General features: G+C 70.5%; 15 protein-coding genes. 10 read left to right on the forward strand and 5 right to left on the reverse strand.

Translation table 11 applies throughout. The features are described 5' to 3' along the window. Positions 1–44: 44 nt before the first annotated feature. The 3 genes from RWE79_RS11700 to RWE79_RS11710 all read left to right on the forward strand — a co-directional run bounded on the left by RWE79_RS11700 (position 45) and on the right by RWE79_RS11710 (position 4,516). Positions 45–1,133, forward strand: coding sequence for a phage baseplate protein (locus tag RWE79_RS11700; protein ID WP_475939990.1), 1,089 nt, complete (start codon positions 45–47; stop codon positions 1,131–1,133). 93 nt (positions 1,134–1,226) lie between these two features. Next, a complete protein-coding gene (locus RWE79_RS11705; RefSeq protein WP_475939991.1) occupies positions 1,227–2,741 on the forward strand; it encodes a multicopper oxidase family protein in 1,515 nt (504 codons plus the stop codon). A 17-nt stretch (positions 2,742–2,758) separates the two neighbouring features. Next, positions 2,759–4,516, forward strand: a complete 1,758-nt coding sequence (locus tag RWE79_RS11710; protein WP_475939992.1) for an NAD+ synthase — start codon at positions 2,759–2,761, stop codon at positions 4,514–4,516. A gap of 144 nt (positions 4,517–4,660) precedes the next feature. Here RWE79_RS11710 and RWE79_RS11715 read toward each other — a convergent pair whose 3' ends face one another. The 4 genes from RWE79_RS11715 to RWE79_RS11730 all read right to left on the reverse strand — a co-directional run bounded on the left by RWE79_RS11715 (position 4,661) and on the right by RWE79_RS11730 (position 9,410). Continuing rightward, positions 4,661–5,878, reverse strand: coding sequence for an MFS transporter (locus RWE79_RS11715; protein WP_475939993.1), 1,218 nt, complete (start codon positions 5,876–5,878; stop codon positions 4,661–4,663). A 153-nt stretch (positions 5,879–6,031) separates the two neighbouring features. Beyond that, positions 6,032–6,952, reverse strand: coding sequence for an endonuclease/exonuclease/phosphatase family protein (locus RWE79_RS11720; RefSeq protein ID WP_475945754.1), 921 nt, complete (start codon positions 6,950–6,952; stop codon positions 6,032–6,034). 248 nt (positions 6,953–7,200) lie between these two features. Then, the gene (locus RWE79_RS11725) at positions 7,201–7,809 is read right to left on the reverse strand and encodes a TetR/AcrR family transcriptional regulator (RefSeq protein ID WP_475939994.1); all 609 of its coding nucleotides are present in this window, start codon (positions 7,807–7,809) and stop codon (positions 7,201–7,203) included. Continuing rightward, entirely contained in the window at positions 7,806–9,410 is a 1,605-nt protein-coding gene (locus tag RWE79_RS11730) for an MFS transporter (protein ID WP_475939995.1), read from the reverse strand. The genes RWE79_RS11725 and RWE79_RS11730 overlap by 4 nt, the downstream gene beginning before the upstream one ends. Before the next feature lie 283 nt (positions 9,411–9,693). Between RWE79_RS11730 and panB the strand changes: the two genes are divergently transcribed. The 7 genes from panB to RWE79_RS11765 all read left to right on the forward strand — a co-directional run bounded on the left by panB (position 9,694) and on the right by RWE79_RS11765 (position 15,957). Beyond that, positions 9,694–10,584 carry a 3-methyl-2-oxobutanoate hydroxymethyltransferase gene (gene panB, locus RWE79_RS11735; RefSeq protein WP_475945757.1) on the forward strand — a complete coding sequence of 297 codons (891 nt, stop codon included), beginning with the start codon at positions 9,694–9,696 and terminating at the stop codon, positions 10,582–10,584. 227 nt (positions 10,585–10,811) lie between these two features. Continuing rightward, on the forward strand, positions 10,812–11,306 hold the full coding sequence (locus RWE79_RS11740) for a hypothetical protein (RefSeq protein ID WP_475939996.1): 495 nt from the start codon (positions 10,812–10,814) through the stop codon (positions 11,304–11,306). Continuing rightward, complete coding sequence (locus RWE79_RS11745; RefSeq protein WP_475939997.1) at positions 11,306–11,899, forward strand: sigma-70 family RNA polymerase sigma factor; 594 nt, start codon at positions 11,306–11,308, stop codon at positions 11,897–11,899. Before RWE79_RS11740 ends, RWE79_RS11745 begins: the two co-directional genes overlap by 1 nt. Continuing rightward, entirely contained in the window at positions 11,896–12,615 is a 720-nt protein-coding gene (locus RWE79_RS11750) for an anti-sigma factor family protein (RefSeq protein ID WP_475939998.1), read from the forward strand. The genes RWE79_RS11745 and RWE79_RS11750 overlap by 4 nt, the downstream gene beginning before the upstream one ends. Positions 12,616–12,921: 306 nt before the next feature. Next, positions 12,922–13,917 (forward strand): ATP-binding cassette domain-containing protein, encoded by a 996-nt coding sequence (locus RWE79_RS11755; RefSeq protein WP_475939999.1) that lies wholly within the window; start codon positions 12,922–12,924, stop codon positions 13,915–13,917. Beyond that, positions 13,914–14,729: an ABC transporter permease gene (locus RWE79_RS11760; protein WP_475940000.1), complete on the forward strand. Its 816-nt coding sequence runs from the start codon at positions 13,914–13,916 to the stop codon at positions 14,727–14,729. Before RWE79_RS11755 ends, RWE79_RS11760 begins: the two co-directional genes overlap by 4 nt. 157 nt (positions 14,730–14,886) lie before the next feature. Then, a complete protein-coding gene (locus tag RWE79_RS11765; RefSeq protein WP_475940001.1) occupies positions 14,887–15,957 on the forward strand; it encodes a PHP domain-containing protein in 1,071 nt (356 codons plus the stop codon). A 51-nt stretch (positions 15,958–16,008) separates the two neighbouring features. Here the strand turns inward: RWE79_RS11765 and ku are convergent, their stop codons facing one another. Then, positions 16,009–16,920, reverse strand: coding sequence for a non-homologous end joining protein Ku (gene ku / locus RWE79_RS11770; protein WP_475940002.1), 912 nt, complete (start codon positions 16,918–16,920; stop codon positions 16,009–16,011). Positions 16,921–16,954 lie beyond the last annotated feature (34 nt).

A 16,954-nucleotide genomic window follows, 5' to 3' on the forward strand; every position in this document is an offset into this window, starting at 1 on the left:
GTGGTTCAATCCCGACGCATCGAGCCTGACAACGGGGGTACCTCATGAAGGACTTGGCCACGGCACTGAACCGCCGGCAGCTCCTCAAGTGGGCCGGTGGCGCCATCGGTGCGACCGCGCTCGGCACCACGGCGGTCGCACTGACCGGCGGAGACGCGAGCGCGGTGGACGCCTCCACCCACTTCGACCTGACGGCGGCCTCCTCGGAGCTGTTCCGGGAGATCGAAACGCAGGAGACCCGCGTACTGCAGTCGTTCTCCTTCGACAACACCAACAAGCACCTGTACGTGGTGGGTCTGGTCCAGGCGGGCCGGCAGCTTCCCGGCGAGACGCGGACCTACACCGGCACCGAGCGGGAAGCCAATGGCGACCTGTGCGTGACGCGCCTGGATCTCACCGGCGCCATCATCGGCCGCATGTATCTCAAGGGTTTCGGCCACGGCGTCTCGATAGCCGCCGAACCCTCGGGAAACAGCGCTTATCTGTGGACCGAGACCGACTCCGTACAGGCGCTGGACTCCAGCACCGGCAATTACATCGGCTGGGGCAGCAAGATAGGCCGTTTCAAATTCGCCAACGGCACCGTACTCACCCCGGACTCGTCGCAGCTGACCAAATTCAGCCCGGTCTCCGGGGCCGACCGGACCACCATCGCCATCGACCCCGTCAACAGCCGGCTGGCGGTCCGCTACCGGCCGGGCAGCACCGGAAGCACCTTCAAGTTCGGCCTCTACGACCTGGCCACTTTCAAGGCCGGCACCTTCACAGCACTGGCGACCATCACCCAGCCGACCACCCTCGGCACGTTCCAGGGCTTCACCAGTCTCGGGCAGTTCCTGTACCTGATCGACGGCAATGCCTATGACTACGACTCCAGCGGCAACATCGTGAACGCGGACGGGAACACCTATGTCACAAGCGTCAACTGGAATACCGGTGTGCAGTACGACCGCCAGCTGACAAGGGCCGGCGAAAGCCTGTACTACCGAGAGCCGGAGGGCCTGGCCATTCAGATCCCGGACACGAGCGACACCTCCGTCACCCGCCTGGTCATGGGATTCGCCTCCGAGGAATCCAGCAGCGTCACCGAGAAGAAGGCCAGCTTCTACTACAAGTCGGCTCTGGTCTCCTGATCCGGCGGCCGTGTCGGCCATCGGGGTGAATCCGCCCCCCGCCCCGCCCCGACGCGCCCGGCGGGGCGGGCATGCGGATGTCAGCTGTGAGACATGGCCATCCACCAGACCACGCGGCGAGCGCTGCTCGCCCTCAGCGGGGCAGCCGCGCTGGCCGCCTGCACCCGTCACGGCGAGCAGCGGGACGGCACCGACGGGGCGGCGCCCGAGCCGGGGGGCTTCGTGCGGCCGGACGGCCCGGAGGTGCTGGCGGCGGAGGCGAAACGGGTGACGAACGGCACCGTGCGCCGGCTGCGGCTGACGGCGGTGGAGGGACCGGTGGAGCTGGGCGGCGGCCGCACGGTGCGCACCTGGTCGTACGGCGGGCAGCTGCCGGGGCAGGAGATCCGGCTGACCGCCGGGGACACGCTGGCGGCGACGCTGGTGAACCACCTGCCGCAGAGCACGTCGGCGCACTGGCACGGGCTGGCGCTGCGCAACGACATGGACGGGGTGCCGCACCTCACCCAGCAGCCGATCGGGGCGGGCGCGGAGTTCTCGTACCGGTTCGCGGTGGACCGGCCGGGGACGTACTGGTTCCATCCTCATACCGGGGTGCAGATCGACCGGGGGCTGTACGCGCCGATGATCGTGGAGGACCCGAGGGAGCCGCTGTCGTACGACCGGGAATGGACGGTGCTGCTGGACGACTGGCTGGACGGGGTGGACGGGAGCACCCCCGACGCGGTGATGGCGGACCTGATGGGCGGCGCGCGGACGAAGCCGGACCGGATCCTCACCTCGTCCCGCAGCCCGCTGCTCGGGGTGGGTTACGCCGGGCATGTGGACTACCCGCTGTACCTGGTCAACGGACGGATCGCGCGGGACCCCTCGGTCTTCACGGCGAAGCCGGGCGACCGGATCCGGATCCGCTTCGTCAACGCGGGCGGGGACACCGCCTTCCGGGTCGCGCTGGGCGGGCACCGCATGACGGTGACCCACACGGACGGCTTCCCCGTGCTCCCGGCCGACACGGACGCGCTGCTGATCGGGATGGGCGAGCGGTACGACGTCGTGGTCACCGCCGGCGACGGGGTCTTCCCGCTGACCGCGCTGGCGGAGGGCAAGGCCGGCGCGCGGGCGCAGGCGGTGCTGCGTACGTCGCCGGGCGGGGCACTGCCGGCCCCCTCGGCCCGGCCGGCCGAGCTCGACGGGGCGCTGGTGACGGCGGATCTGCTGCGGGCCGCCGAGAGCGTACGCGTGGCGGCGGCCGCCCCGGACCGTACGATCCGGCTCACGCTGACCGGCAGCATGCGCAGGCACGACTGGGCGTTCAACCGGCAGCCGTACGACCACCACCACAGCAGGCCGCACGTGGTGCGGGCGGGCGAGCGGGTACGGCTGCGGTTCGTGAACCACACCGGGATGTGGCACCCGGTGCATCTGCACGGGCACACCTTCGCGCTGCCGCACGGCGGTGCGCGCAAGGACACCGCGGTGCTGCTGCCGGGTCACTCGCTGGACGTGGACATGGACGCCGACAACCCGGGGCTGTGGATGCTGCACTGCCACAACATCTACCACTCGGAGGCCGGCATGATGACAGTGCTGGGCTATGCGTCGGACTGACGATTACACTGGGCGGCGTGCCTCAACTTCGCCTCGCCCTGAATCAGATCGATGCCACCGTCGGCGACATCGCCGGGAACGCCGAGTCGATCGTGCGCTGGACACGGCACGCGGCCGAGCAGGGAGCCCACCTGGTGGCCTTCCCCGAGATGGTGCTGACCGGCTATCCCGTCGAGGACCTCGCGCTGCGCTCCTCCTTCGTCGACGCCAGCCGGACCGCGCTCGAAGCGCTGGCCGCCCGGCTGGCGGCCGAGGGCTTCGGTGAGCTGCCGGTCGTCGTCGGTTACCTGGACCGCAGCGAGAAGGCCCAGCCGCGTTACGGCCAGCCCGCCGGCTCGCCGCGCAACGCGGCGGCGGTGCTGCACGGCGGCCGTATCGCGCTGCGGTTCGCCAAGCACCATCTGCCGAACTACGGCGTCTTCGACGAGTTCCGTTACTTCGTGCCCGGCGACACCCTGCCGGTGGTGCGGGTGCGGGGCGTGGATGTGGCCCTGGCCATCTGCGAGGACCTCTGGCAGGACGGCGGCCGCGTCCCGGCGACCCGGTCCGCCGGTGCCGGTCTGCTGCTGTCGGTCAACGCCTCCCCGTACGAGGTCGCCAAGGACGACACCCGTCTGGAGCTGGTGCGCAAGCGGGCCCAGGAGGCCGGCTGCACCCTGGCCTACCTGGCGATGACCGGCGGCCAGGACGAGCTGGTCTTCGACGGTGACTCGATCGTCGTCGCCGAGGACGGCGAGGTGCTCGCGCGGGCCCCGCAGTTCGAGGAGGGCTGTGTGCTCGTCGACCTCGACCTGCCGGCCGCCGCCCCGGAGCCGCCGAGCGGTGTCATGGAGGACGGCCTGGAGATCGAGCACGTGGTGCTGTCCGCCGAGCCGCTGCCGCCGTACGAGGTGGAGGTGCGGGGCGGGCACGCGCCGCGGCTGGGCGACGACGAGGAGGTCTACACCGCGCTGGTGGTGGGGCTGCGCGCGTACGTCACCAAGAACGGCTTCCGCTCGGTGCTCATCGGGCTGTCGGGAGGAATCGATTCGGCACTGGTCGCGGCCATCGCCTGCGACGCGGTCGGCGCGGAGAACGTGTACGGCGTCTCGATGCCGTCGCGCTACTCCTCCGAGCACTCCAAGGGCGACGCCGCCGAACTGGCCCGCCGTACCGGGCTGAACCTCAGGACCGTGGCGATCGGCCCGCTGTTCGACGCCTACATGAGCGCGCTGGAGCTGACCGGCCTGGCCGAGGAGAACCTCCAGTCGCGGCTGCGCGGCACCACCTTGATGGCCATCTCCAACCAGGAGGGCCATATCGTCCTCGCCCCCGGCAACAAGAGCGAGCTGGCCGTGGGGTACTCGACGCTGTACGGCGACTCGGTGGGCGCGTACGGGCCGATCAAGGACGTCTACAAGACGCTGGTCTTCCGGCTCGCCCGGTGGCGCAACCAGGCCGCGCGGGAGCGCGGCCAGACGCCGCCGATCCCGGAGAACTCCATCGCCAAGCCGCCGAGCGCCGAGCTGCGGCCGGGCCAGGTCGACACCGACTCGCTGCCCGACTACGACGTCCTGGACCGGATCCTGGCCCTCTACGTCGACCAGGACCAGGGCGGCGAGGCCATCGTGGCCGCCGGCTTCGACGCCGAGCTGGTGGCCAGGATCCTGCGCCTGGTGGACACGGCCGAGTACAAGCGCCGGCAGTACCCGCCGGGCACCAAGATCTCCGCGAAGGGCTTCGGCAAGGACCGCCGGCTGCCGATCACCAACCGCTGGCGCGAAGCGCTGCACTGAGCGCTGCCTGTTCTGGTTCCGGTGCCGCGCCGGCCTTCGGCCGCGCTTGTCCTCAATCGCCGGACGGGCTGATTTCAGCCCGTCCGGCGATTGAGGACGGAACCGGAAGCCGGACGGACCCGGTGAACCATTCCGGTCACCGCGCTAGACGCGCTCGGCCTGCGCCGCAGGCGCTGCCGCTCCGCCGGTGACGACGACACGGGACGCCGCCGCGGCGGGGGCCCGGCGCTCCAGGACGGCCGCCGTGACGGCGATGGCCAGGCCGCTGAGGGCGAGCGCGGAGGCGACGGCGGCCGGGGCCGTGAGGCCGTAGCCGTGGGCGATGACCAGACCGCCGATCCAGGCACCGCCGGCGTTGGCGAGGTTGAAGGCGGCCTGGTTGGCCGAGGACGCCAGGCTCGGCGCGTGGCGGGCCTTCTCCATGACCATGACCATCATCGGGGAGCCGGCCGCGAAGGCGGCCACGCCCAGCATGACGACCGTGAGCGCCGCACTCCACTGGGCGTGGGCGGTGACCGTGAACAGCGCGAGGACCACGGCCATCGCGCCGAGGCCGCCGATCAGGGTGGGCCGCAGGGCCCGGTCGGCGAGCCGCCCGCCGAGCAGGTTGCCGATGGTGGCGCCGACACCGAAGAGGGCGAGGACGAAGGTCACGCTGCTGTCGCCGAACCCGGCGACATCGGTGAGCAGCGGGGTGATGTAGCTGTAGACCGCGAAGACCGCGGCGAAGCCGAAGACCGTGGTGGCCAGCGAGAGCCAGACCTGGCCGCTGCGGAAGGCGGACAGTTCGTTGCGCAGCCCGCCGCCGGGCGCGGCCGGGAGCCGCGGTACGAGCAGGGCGATGCTGCCGATGGCGGCCAGCCCGATGACGCCGACCGCGAGGAAGGTGGCCCGCCAGCCCAGGTGCTGGCCCATGAGGGTGGCGGCGGGGACGCCGACGATGTTGGCGATGGTGAGCCCGGTGAAGACCAGCGAGACGGCGCGGGCCCGTCGGGCGGGGTCGACCATGCCGGCGGCGACGACCGCGCTGACACCGAAGAAGGCGCCGTGCGGCAGCCCGGAGAGCACCCGCCCGGCGAAGAGCCATCCGTAACCGGGGGCGAGCGCGGACAGGGCGTTGCCGACGGTGAACAGCCCCATGAGGGAGATCAGCACGGTTTTGCGCGGCAGGCGCGTCGTCAGCGCGGCGAGCAGCGGCGCGCCGATGACGACGCCGAGGGCGTAGGCGGAGACGAGGTAGCCGGCGGTGGGTATCGAGGTGTGGAGATCGTTCGCGACGTCGGGCAGCAGGCCCATCATCACGAACTCCGTCGTGCCGATTCCGAAGGCTGAGATCGCGAGCGCGAGCAGAGCCAGGGGCATGGAGCAACCTTTCAGCGTGCGGTGGAGCACGGGGGACGTCAGAGGACACAGGAATATGTTCACTGGAGGAACAAAGTCTCTCAGACAAATCTTCCCGGAGAGAAAACAGCAGGTTGCGGCCGTGCTACGAGATGCCGCGAGGTCACGACACCGTCACGACACCGCGACCCGGGCCGCCACCGGCCGGTGGTCGCTGGCGGTGGCCGGCAGTACCCATGAGGAGGTCGGCTCGATGCCCTTGACCATGATCTGGTCGATCCGGGCCATCGGGAGGCCGGCCGGCCAGCTGAAGCCGAAGCCGTCGCCGCCCACGCCCTGCGTGGAACGCATCTGCGAGGTGATGGAGGCCAGTGCGCGGTCGTTCATGGTGCCGTTGAGGTCGCCGAGCAGGATGACACCGGTCAGCTTCTCGGCGGCGATGGCCTCGCCGAGCGCGTCCGCGCTGCGGTCCCGGCCGTTCGCGGTGAAGCCGAGGCTGACGTTGACCCGGACGGAGGGGAGATGGGCCACGTACACCGCGATGTCGCCGTGCGGGGTGGCGACGGCGGCGCGCAGGGCGCGGGTCCAGCCGAGCCGGATGTCCACGGCCCGGACACCGCTGATCGGGTATTTGCTCCAGAGCCCGACGGTGCCCTTGACCGCGTGGTACGGGTAGGCGCTCTTCAGCTGCGTCACGTACGTGGAGAGCTGGTCCTCCGCCAGTTCCTCCAGCGCCACGATGTCGGCGCCGCCCGCGATGACCTCCTGGGCGGTGGCGGCCGGATCCGGGTTGTCGGCGTTGACATTGTGGGTGAGGACGGTGAGGTTGCCGCCGGCCACCGACTTGTCGGTGACCAGGCCGCCGAAGAGGTTCACCCACACAACGACCGGCAGCAGCAGCGCGATCAGGGCCGTCGCCGAGTGCCGCAGCAGAGCGATGACCAGCAGTACCGGGATCGCCAGGCCCAGCCAGGGCAGAAAGGTCTCCAGCAGGCTGCCGAGGTTGCCGATGCGGTTGGGCACGTCGGAGTGGAAGGACAGCAGCAGGGTCAGGAGCACGGCGCAGGCGGCGGTGACGATGCCGCGCCGCCACATGCCGGCTCTGCGCCAGGCGAACCGGCCCCCGAAACGGCCGCGCCGGGACGCGTCCGCCGTACGCCGCGGCCCGGGACCGCCGTCGGTGGAAACATCCGAGCTGTACGCCTGTGTCATGGGGGGAGTCCTCACTGTCTTGCCAAGTGCAGTGTCGACCTTAGGGGATCGACACAGAGAGGACGGGACGCACGGGCAGCGGGTTCCCGGGGGACCCGCCACACCGGGCGTCTGTGACACAACGACAATATTCAGCCGGGTCTGCGCACCCCGTCGAGCACCGCGTCGACTATCTGTTCGGACAGGCCCTCTTCGAGCGAGGCCCCGGGCCGGAGCATCGAACGGGCCAGCATCGGACCCGAGAAGAGGTCGCCGAGGAGCTCCAGATCGATGTCGTCGCGGAGTTCACCGCTGCGGACCCCCCTGCGCAGCACGTCGTACATCTGCTCGCGGCGGGCCTCTATGACCGTGCGGTGGTAGTGGTCCCACAGGCCGGGGCGGCTCTGGACGGCGGCCAGGACCTGGCGCAGCACGGCGGAGGTGCGCTTGGCGAGGCCGCGCCGCCGGATGGCGTCGGCCAGGACGACCAGGTCGTCACGGACCGACTCCCCCGCCAGCGGCGGCGGTTCCTCGTCGAGCGAGCGCAGCACGTCGAGCATCAGCTCGTCCTTGCCGGCCCAGCGGCGGTAGACGGTGGCCTTGCCGACGCCCGCGTGGCGCGCGATCTTCTCGATGGACAGGTCGCCGAAGGTGGCGCCCTCCTCCAGGAGCAGCAGCACGGCCTCCAGGACTGCCGTGTCGACGGCGATGCTGCGCGGCCGTCCGCGTCGCTGTACGACGGCGTCCCCGGGCGTGGTCATCGTCCGGCTCCCACCGCTTCGCTCTCGCGCTCGCCGCCGCCACCGGAGGGGTTCTCGGCGGCGTCCTTGCGGGGCAGGAAGACCAGCACGACCACGGCGCCGATCAGGGCCACCGTGGCGGAGCAGACCGCGGTGACGTGCATCGCGTGGATGAACGCGTCGTTGGCCGGGCCGATCAGGGAGCGTCCGGCGGGGCCCAGCTTCCCGGCGACGGCGAGGGTGGCCTCGATGGACTCACCGGCGGCGTGCCGGGCGGGGGCGGGCAGGCCGCCCAGGTGGCTGTTGATGCCGTCACGGTAGACGGTGGACATCAGCGAGCCCAGCACCGCGACCCCCATGGCGCCGCCGACCTGCCGGAAGGTGTTGTTGACCGCCGATCCGGACCCGGCCTTCTCGCGCGGCAGCGCGGACATGATCATCACGGTGGCGGGCGGCATGATGTGCGCCATCGCGGTGCCCATCACGGCGAACAGGATCTCCAGGACCCAGATCGGGGTGTCCGCGTCCAGCAGCAGGAAGCCGAGGAAGGCGACGGCCGTGGCGATCATGCCGACGGCGCAGACCGCCCGCGGGCCGAAGCGGTCCACGGCGAGCCGGGCGCGTGGCGCGAAGATCATCTGCGCGGCGGCCAGCGGGAGCAGCAGCAGGCCCGACTGCAGGGCGCTGTAGCCGCGCACGCTCTGGGTGTAGAAGACCACGAAGAAGGTCACGCCCATCAGGGCGAAGAAGACCAGGCCGATGGCGGCCACCGAGGCGGAGAACTGGCGGTTGCGGAAGTAGGTGACGTCCAGCGCGGGGTGGTCGCTGCGCTTCTCGTAGAGGACGAAGAGGCCGAGCACGGCGAGGCCGCCGAGACCGGTCGCCCAGACCTCGGGCCGGGTGAAGTCGCCGAGCTGGCCGCCCTTGATGACGCCGAAGACCAGCAGCACCAGGCCGACGATCGACAGCAGTACGCCGACGGGGTCGAGACGGCCCGGGTGCGGGTCCCGGGAGTCGGGCACGATGAGGATCATGGCGATGATCCCGGCGATCACGATGGGGACGTTGACCAGGAAGACCGAGCCCCACCAGAAGTGCTGGAGCAGCAGCCCGCCGGTGATCGGCCCGATCGCGATGGCCAGACCGACGACGCCGGCCCAGATGCCGATCGCCCGGGGCTGCTCGTCGCGTTCGAAGACGTTCATGATGATCGCGAGGGTGGCGGGCATGATGAAGGCCCCGCCGAAGCCCATGACGGCGCGGAAGGTGATCAGCTGCCCGGAGGAGTCGGCGATCGCGGAGAGCGCGGAGCCCCCGCCGAACACGAACATGCCGAAGAGCAGGGCCTTCTTGCGGCCGAGCCGGTCGCCGAGCAGCCCGGCGGTGAACAGCAGGCCCGCGAAGACCAGCGTGTAGGAGTTGATCGCCCACTCCAGCTGGCTCTGGGTGGCACCCAGGCCGGTCGGGGCGGGCTGGGCGATGGTCTTCATCGCCACGTTGAGAATCGAGTTGTCCAGGACCACGACCAGCAGGCTGAACAGCAGCACGGTGAGGATGGCCCAGCGGCGGTTGTGGACCGCCTCGGGAATGCTTCGGGCCGGTGACATAGCGGGGGACGACATGAGCTCCAGGCTAGGACCGATTTACGATACGGGACCGTCTCGTATCGTAAATTCTCGGCAAACTCGGCGTACTCCCCCGAGCGTGCCCCCTCGGCCCGCCCGGACCGCCCCGTGCCCGCCCCCTGGGTCTCCCCCTGCTCCTCCCCCTGACCCACCCCCGGAGTCTGACGGATCACGCTCCCCTCCTCTTTGCGGCCGCCGACGGGCGTGTCAGCATGGGGGGTGGTCCGGGGACGCCGTCAGGGCGCCTCGAGATGACGAAGGAGCCGTTGCAATGAGCGCAATGCCGCATGCCGTTCCGGCTGCCCAGACACCCGCGCAGGCCACCCCCCGCCCCACCGACAGCAGCAAGGCGCTGTACGGGGGCAAGGGCACCCGGCGCGTCACCGTACGGGACATCGCCGCCGCCAAGGAGCGCGGCGAGAAGTGGCCGATGCTCACGGCCTACGACGCCATGACCGCCTCGGTATTCGACGAGGCCGGGATCCCCGTGCTGCTGGTCGGGGACTCGATGGGCAACTGTCACCTCGGTTACGACAGCACCGTCCCGGTCACCATGGACGAGATGACGATGCTGTCGGCGGCCGTGGTGCGCGGCACCAGCCGCGCCATGGTCATCGGCGACCTGCCCTTCGGCTCCTACCAGGAGGGCCCCACGCAGGCCCTGCGCAGCGCCACCCGGCTGGTCAAGGAGGCCGGCGTCCAGGCCGTGAAGCTGGAGGGCGGAGAGCGCTCGGCGCAGCAGATCGAGCTGCTCGTCCAGGCCGGCATCCCGGTGATGGCGCACATCGGCCTCACCCCGCAGTCGGTCAACGCCTACGGCGGCTACCCGGTGCAGGGCCGTGGCGACGAGGCGGCCCACCAGCTGCTGCGGGACGCCAAGGCGGTGCAGAGCGCGGGGGCCTTCGCGGTGGTCCTGGAGCTGGTCCCGGCCGAGCTGGCCGCCGAGGTGACCCGCAACCTGCACATCTCCACCGTCGGCATCGGCGCGGGCGTGGAGTGCGACGCCCAGGTGCTGGTGTGGACGGACATGGCGGGCCTGACCGGCGGGCGCCTGCCGCGCTTCGTCAAGCAGTACGCGCGGCTGCGCGAGGCCCTGGGCGGAGCGGCCAAAGCCTTCGCGGAGGACGTGGTCTCCGCCGCCTATCCGGCGGCCGAGCACAGCTTCCACTGAGCGTCCACTGATGCCGGTTCGCTAGCTGTTCGGTGCCCGGCGGCCCCCGGATTGCCCGGGCACCAAAGTTTTTTCTGTGACCGTTGAGCCACTCACGGCATTGGCGCGTATCTACGGGTGTCCACCGCTTCACACGCGGACAGCCGAACAGAGCACCAGCCGGGGGCCTTGACATGAGTAGTTCAAGCATCCGCCGATCCGCCGTCGCGGGCGGCATTGCAGCGGCGATGCTGATCCTCGCCACCGCCTGCGGCTCGTCTCCGTCAAGCAGTACCGCACCGTCGGTGTCGTTCCCCGCGGAGTCGCCGTCCCAGTCACAGTCGACCGGGGGCATGAAGGCCGCGCAGGACGCGACACTCGGCAACATCGTCACCGACAGCACCGGTATGACGCTCTACCGCTCCGACAACGACAAGAACAATCCGCCGACTTCCAACTGTACCGGCGACTGCGCCACACAGTGGCCGCCCGTGCCGGCCGTCTCCGACTCACAAGTGGTGGGTGTCGACCAGAACCTGGTCGGCAGCGTGGAACGCGCCGACGGCACCAAGCAACTGACCCTCGGTGGCTGGCCGTTGTACCGCTACGCGGGCGACAAACAGGCGGGCGACACCAAGGGCCAGAAGGTCGGGGAGGTCTGGTTCGCCTCGACACCCGACGGCCTGAAGGCCGGAGAGAGCAGCGATGCGAGCGCCAGCCCGACCAACTCGTCAGGATACTGATGAACGGGGTGGCTTTGGTGGGACTCGACCGACGGCCTCCGGTAAGGCAGGATCAGGCCGTGGCCGATCACCGCGCCGGGAGAGCTCCGGAAGAAGATTTGATGCGGGAGCTGTACAAAGCCCATGCGGGCGCGCTCTTCGCCTATGTCATGCGGCTGGTCGGCGGAGACCGCTACCTCGCCGAGGACGTCGTTCAAGAGACGTTGCTCAGGGCGTGGAAGAGCGCGTCCCGCCTCGACCCGGCCGCCCGTTCCCTACGACCCTGGCTGGTGACCGTCGCCCGTCGAATAGTCATCGACGGTCACCGCAGCCGCCAGGCCAGACCGCCGGAGGCATCACCCGCAGCACTCGACCAACTGCCGGCCGAGGACGAACTCGACCGTTCACTGCGGCTGATGACCATCTCGGACGCCCTGGAGGACCTCAGTGAGGCACACCGCCAGGTGCTGATCGAGACGTACTTCAAGGGACGTACTGTCAATGAGGCGGCCGCTGAGCTCGGTGTTCCACCGGGCACGGTCCGCTCGCGGGTGTTCTACGCACTCCGTTCAATGAAAATCGCGCTGGAGGAGAGGGGTGTGACCACCTCGTGACGGTCTACGGTTCCGGGCCCGGGGCGCCCCATGACCCCCGTGATCCACATATCGACGTCGGTGCGTACGTACTCGGCGTGCTCGACGACATAGAGATGGCGCGCTTCGAGCACCATCTCGCCGTCTGCCCGGAGTGCGGGGAGCAGCTCGACGAGCTCAGCGGGCTCGTCCCGCTGCTCGCCGAGCTCGGCCCCGCCGGCGCCGGCTCGCCGGTCGCCCCCAGCGGCGACGCGATGCTGCGCAAGCTCGTCGACCGGGTCAGCACGGAGCGCGGCGTGCAGCGGCGCCGCCGCTGGCTCTCGCTGGTGGCGGCGGCCGTGCTGGTCGTCGGCGGCCCGACCGCGGCCTACCTGGCCGCGAGCGGCGGCTCCGGCGACACCCCGGCGGTCGCGGTCGACGCGACCCACACCGGCAAGAACGCCGACACCGGCGTCAAGGCGAAGGTGGGTGTCACCGGCAAGAAGTGGGGCACCGATGTCGCCCTGGAGCTCTCCGGCGTGAAGGGGCCGCTCACCTGCCGGCTGGTCGCCGTCGGCAAGGACGGCTCGCAGCAGACCGTCTCCACCTGGTCGGTGTCCCCCGCCGGGTACGGCACCAAGGCACAGCCGCAGCCGCTGACCGTCGAAGGCGGTGCCGGGATGACGCTGGACGACATCAAGCAGTTCGACGTCATCGACTCGACGGGCAAGGTGCTGGTCAGCGTCAGCAACTCGTAAGCGGTCGGCGCACCGGCCGTACCGCAGGACAGTGTCAACACGCGTGATCCCCCCACACGTTGGCACTGTCCAAAGCGCACCGGGGCGTGACAGGGCAGCCGTCCGGTCAGGGATTCCACCGCCCTTGCCGGGCGGGGAAGACCACACTACTAGGGAACGGCGTCTCCGCAAGCGCCCTTCGGCGGCTTGTCAGGACATCAGCCACCCAACAGTATTCAACATCCGCCGACATCGGCCGACAGCGCGTGTCGGTGGATGTCGGCGCCGTGTCGGTGTTCTGTCGGCGGGGCCCCTCACTGTAGGGGCATGACGACGACGCGACTGACAGACACAGACGGCAGCCCTGCCGTCTCCGTACGGGGGCTGGTCAAGCACTACGGTTCGACCAAGGCACTGGACGGCGTCGACCTCGATGTACGGCAGGGCACGGTCCTGGGGGTTCTCGGGCCCAACGGGGCCGGCAAGACCACACTCGTACGCATCCTGTCCACCCTGGTCCAGCCGGACGCCGGCACGGCGACGGTGGCCGGCTACGACGTCCTGCGCCAGCCCCGCGAACTGCGCCGGGTGATCGGCCTGACCGGACAGTACGCCTCGGTGGACGAGAAGCTGTCCGGCCGGGAGAACCTCTACATGATCGGGCGGCTGCTCGACCTCTCACGCACCGAGGCCCGCCGCCGCTCGGACGAGCTGCTGGAGCGCTTCTCGCTCACCGAGGCCGCCAAGCGCCCCGCCCAGGAGTACTCCGGCGGTATGCGCCGCCGCCTCGACCTCGCGGCGAGCATGATCGGACATCCCGCGGTCCTCTATCTGGACGAGCCCACGACCGGCCTGGACCCGCGCACCCGCAACGAGGTGTGGGCGGAGGTCCAGCACATGGTCGCCGAGGGCACGACCGTACTGCTCACCACCCAGTACATGGAGGAGGCCGAACAACTCGCCGACGAGCTGACCGTCTTCAACCGGGGCCGGGTGATAGCGGCCGGCCGGGTGGACGAGCTGAAGGCCAAGGTGGGCGGCCGGACCCTGCAGGTCCGCCCCGTGGACCCCGCCTCACTGCCCGCCATGGCCGCGGTACTCGCCGGGTCGACCCCGGACCCCGCGACCGGCGTGCTGAATGTGCCGATCGTCAGCGACGAGCAACTGACCGAGGTGGTCGGCCTGCTGGGCGCCCGCGGCTTCGCGCTCGCCGGCATCAGCACCCATCTGCCCAGCCTGGACGAGGTGTTCCTGGCCGTCACCGGTCAGAAGGCCTCCGCCGACGACACCGCACGCACCGAGGACAAGGAGCTCGTCGCATGAGCGCCGCCGTGATCACCACTCCCCTGACCACCTCCGGCGAGGGCCGGATCAGCATGCGGGCGAACCTCCGGCACATCGGCGCGCTGGTGCGCCGCAACGTCCTGCAGATCAAGCAGGACCCGGAGTCGATGTTCGACGCCCTGCTGATGCCGATCATCTTCACCCTGCTGTTCGTTTACGTCTTCGGGGGCGCCCTGGAAGGCAGCCAGACCAAGTACGTCAACTACATGGTCCCCGGCCTGATGGCCATGATGGGCATGAACATCGCGATGGCCGTAGGCACCGGCATCAACTCCGACTTCAAGACCGGGGTGATGGACCGCTTCCGGACCATGCCGATCGCCCGGTCCTCGGTGCTGATCGCCAAGATCGTGGTCGAGGTCGGCCGGGCACTGGTCGCCACCGTCATCCTGCTGACCATGGGCTTCATTCTGGGAATGCATGTGAGCACGAGCGTCTTCGGGCTGCTCGCGGCAGTCGCGCTGTCCACCGTCTTCGGCGCCTCGCTGATGTGGATCTTCATCCTGCTCGGCCTGGTGGCCAAGACCCCTCAGTCGGTCCAGGGACTCGCCATGATCGTCGTGATGCCGCTCCAGTTCGGAAGCTCGATCTTCACCAAGCCGACCACCATGCCCGGCTGGCTGGAGTCGTTCACCAAGGTCAACCCGCTCTCCAACCTGGCCGACGCCAGCCGCAACCTCATCAACGGCGGCCCCGTCGCCCACTCGGTGTCGATGACCCTGGCCTGGGCGGTCGGCATCACCGTGATCACCGCCCCGCTGGCGGTGGCGCGCTTCCGCAAGAAGGCCTGACCCGCCCCGACGGCCCTCACGCCGCCGCTCCCGTCCCCGTCCGGGGGCGGGAGCGGGGCCGTCCCGCCCCCGCACGAAGGACGCACGAAGGAGGCACGGGGCCCGCACGAGGACCGCACGGTTCGCGGACGGCGCGCGCAGCGCGCACGCTGGACGCATGGAGTCCGTCGCGCCGGTGCAGGCGCTGGAGCGGATCGCGTTCCTGCTGGAACGCTCCCTCGCCCCGACCTACCGGGTGAAGGCCTTCCGTACGGCGGCCGACGCCGTCGCCGCCCTGCCGGACGGGGAGCCGGCGGAGCGGGCCGAGGCCGGGACGCTGGAGACGGTCAGGGGCCTCGGCCCCAAGACCGGCGCCGTCGTACGGGAGGCCCTGGCCGGCCGGGTGCCCAGGTACCTGGCCGAGCTGGAGGCCGCGGCGGAGACCGGCTGGCCGCCGGTGGAGGGCGGCGGCACCCTGCGGGCGGCACTGCGCGGCGACTGCCATCTGCACTCCGACTGGTCGGACGGCGGCAGCCCGATCGAGACCATGGCGCGTACCGCCCGGGACCTCGGGCACGAGTGGGCCGCCCTCACCGACCACTCCCCCCGTCTCACCGTCGCCCGGGGGCTGTCCGCCGACCGGCTCCGGGAACAGCTGGACGTGGTGGCGGCGCTCAACCAGCGGCTGGCCCCCTTCCGGCTGCTCACCGGCATCGAGTGCGACATCCTGACGGACGGCTCGCTGGACCAGAGCGTGGAGCTGCTGGAGCGGGTCGACGTCGTGGTCGCCTCCGTCCACTCCAAACTCCGCATGGAGCGCGCCGAGATGACCCGCCGGATGGTCGCCGCCGTCGCCAGCCCGCATGTCGACATCCTGGGCCACTGCACCGGCCGCCTGGTCGCCGGCGGCGAGGGCCGCCGTAACGAGGGCAGGCTGCGGCCCGAGTCGGCGTTCGACCCCGACATGGTTTTCGCCGCCTGCGAGGCCTACGGCACCGCCCTGGAGATCAACAGCCGCCCCGAACGGCTCGATCCGCCCCGGCGGTTGCTGCGCGCGGCCGTCGACGCCGGGCTGCTCTTCGCCATCGACACCGACGCGCACGCCCCCGGTCAGCTGGACTGGCAGATCTACGGCTGCGCGCGGGCCGAGGAGTGCGGCGTCCCCGCCGCACGGGTCGTCAACACCTGGACCGCGGACCGGTTCCTGCGCTGGGCGCGCGAGCGCGATCTCGGCCCGTCCGGCGATTGAGGCCGGGCGCCCGGCGATTGAGGCCGGGCGCGGGCCGAAGCCGAGCGAGCACTATCCCGCCTTCTTGCGGGCGGCGGTCTTCGCCGTCTTCTTGGCGGCGGTCTTCTTGGCGGCGGCCTTCTTCGCCGGCGCCCTCCCGGCGGTGCTCTTCCCGGCGGCACTCTTCCCGGCGGCCTTCTTGGCCGGAGCCGGCTTCTTGTCGTCGGACCGGGCGTCGATGCTGGCCTGGAGAGCGGCCATGAGGTCGATGACGTTGTCGGGGGCGACGGCGGTCCCGGCGGTCTCCGGGACGGGCTCGCCCTCCAGGCGGGCGGCGACCAGCTCGTCCAGCGCGTGCTGGTAGTCGTCGTGCAGCGCGGTGAGGTCGAAGTCCTCGGAGAGGGTGTCCATCAGGGACTCGGCCATCCTGAGTTCCTGAGGGCGCACGGTGACGTTGTCCGAGGGCGCCAGGCCGCTCACGCCGCGGATCTCGTCGGGCCAGTACATGGTGTGCAGGACGAGCACGTCCTCGTGCACCCGCAGCAGCGCCAGGGACTCACGTGTACGGAGGGCGATCTTGGTGACGGCCGCCTTTCCGCTCTTGACGAGGGCCTCGCGCAGCAGGACATAGGGCTTGGCGGCGGCGGCCTCGGCACCGACGTAGTAGGCACGGGACAGCGTCAAGGGGTCGATGTCACCGGCGTCGACGAAGGCCAGCACGTCGATGAGCTTCTTGCTGGGCAGGGGCAGCTGCCCCAGGTCCGCGTCGGTCAGGACCGCGGTGCGGCCGGCGTCGTCCTCGTAGCCCTTGGCGATGTCGCCGTAGGCGACTTCCTTGCCGCACTTCTCGCAGCTCCGCTTCATCCGGATACGGCCGCCGTCGGCGGCGTGCACCTGGTGGAGCGCCACGCCGTGCTCCTCGGTGGCGGCGTAGAGCTTGACGGGGATGGACACCAGCCCGAAGCCGATTGCCCCTTTCCACATACTTCGCATACTTTTGTCCCTCCGTGGGGACTTT

This window comes from Streptomyces sp. RLA131, assembly GCF_056270125.1.

Bases quoted from the DNA above. Each gene is read 5' to 3' on its own strand.
- RWE79_RS11730 (WP_475939995.1), bottom strand. From the start codon at position 9,410: ATGTCGTCCCCCGCTATGTCACCGGCCCGAAGCATTCCCGAGGCGGTC.
- RWE79_RS11760 (WP_475940000.1), top strand. From the start codon at position 13,914: ATGAGCGCCGCCGTGATCACCACTCCCCTGACCACCTCCGGCGAGGGC.
- RWE79_RS11765 (WP_475940001.1), top strand. From the start codon at position 14,887: ATGGAGTCCGTCGCGCCGGTGCAGGCGCTGGAGCGGATCGCGTTCCTG.
- panB (WP_475945757.1), top strand. From the start codon at position 9,694: ATGCCGCATGCCGTTCCGGCTGCCCAGACACCCGCGCAGGCCACCCCC.
- RWE79_RS11740 (WP_475939996.1), top strand. From the start codon at position 10,812: ATGCTGATCCTCGCCACCGCCTGCGGCTCGTCTCCGTCAAGCAGTACC.
- RWE79_RS11755 (WP_475939999.1), top strand. From the start codon at position 12,922: ATGACGACGACGCGACTGACAGACACAGACGGCAGCCCTGCCGTCTCC.
- RWE79_RS11705 (WP_475939991.1), top strand. From the start codon at position 1,227: ATGGCCATCCACCAGACCACGCGGCGAGCGCTGCTCGCCCTCAGCGGG.
- RWE79_RS11720 (WP_475945754.1), bottom strand. From the start codon at position 6,952: ATGTGGCGGCGCGGCATCGTCACCGCCGCCTGCGCCGTGCTCCTGACC.
- RWE79_RS11725 (WP_475939994.1), bottom strand. From the start codon at position 7,809: ATGACCACGCCCGGGGACGCCGTCGTACAGCGACGCGGACGGCCGCGC.
- RWE79_RS11745 (WP_475939997.1), top strand. From the start codon at position 11,306: ATGAACGGGGTGGCTTTGGTGGGACTCGACCGACGGCCTCCGGTAAGG.
- RWE79_RS11700 (WP_475939990.1), top strand. From the start codon at position 45: ATGAAGGACTTGGCCACGGCACTGAACCGCCGGCAGCTCCTCAAGTGG.
- RWE79_RS11715 (WP_475939993.1), bottom strand. From the start codon at position 5,878: ATGCCCCTGGCTCTGCTCGCGCTCGCGATCTCAGCCTTCGGAATCGGC.
- ku (WP_475940002.1), bottom strand. From the start codon at position 16,920: ATGTGGAAAGGGGCAATCGGCTTCGGGCTGGTGTCCATCCCCGTCAAG.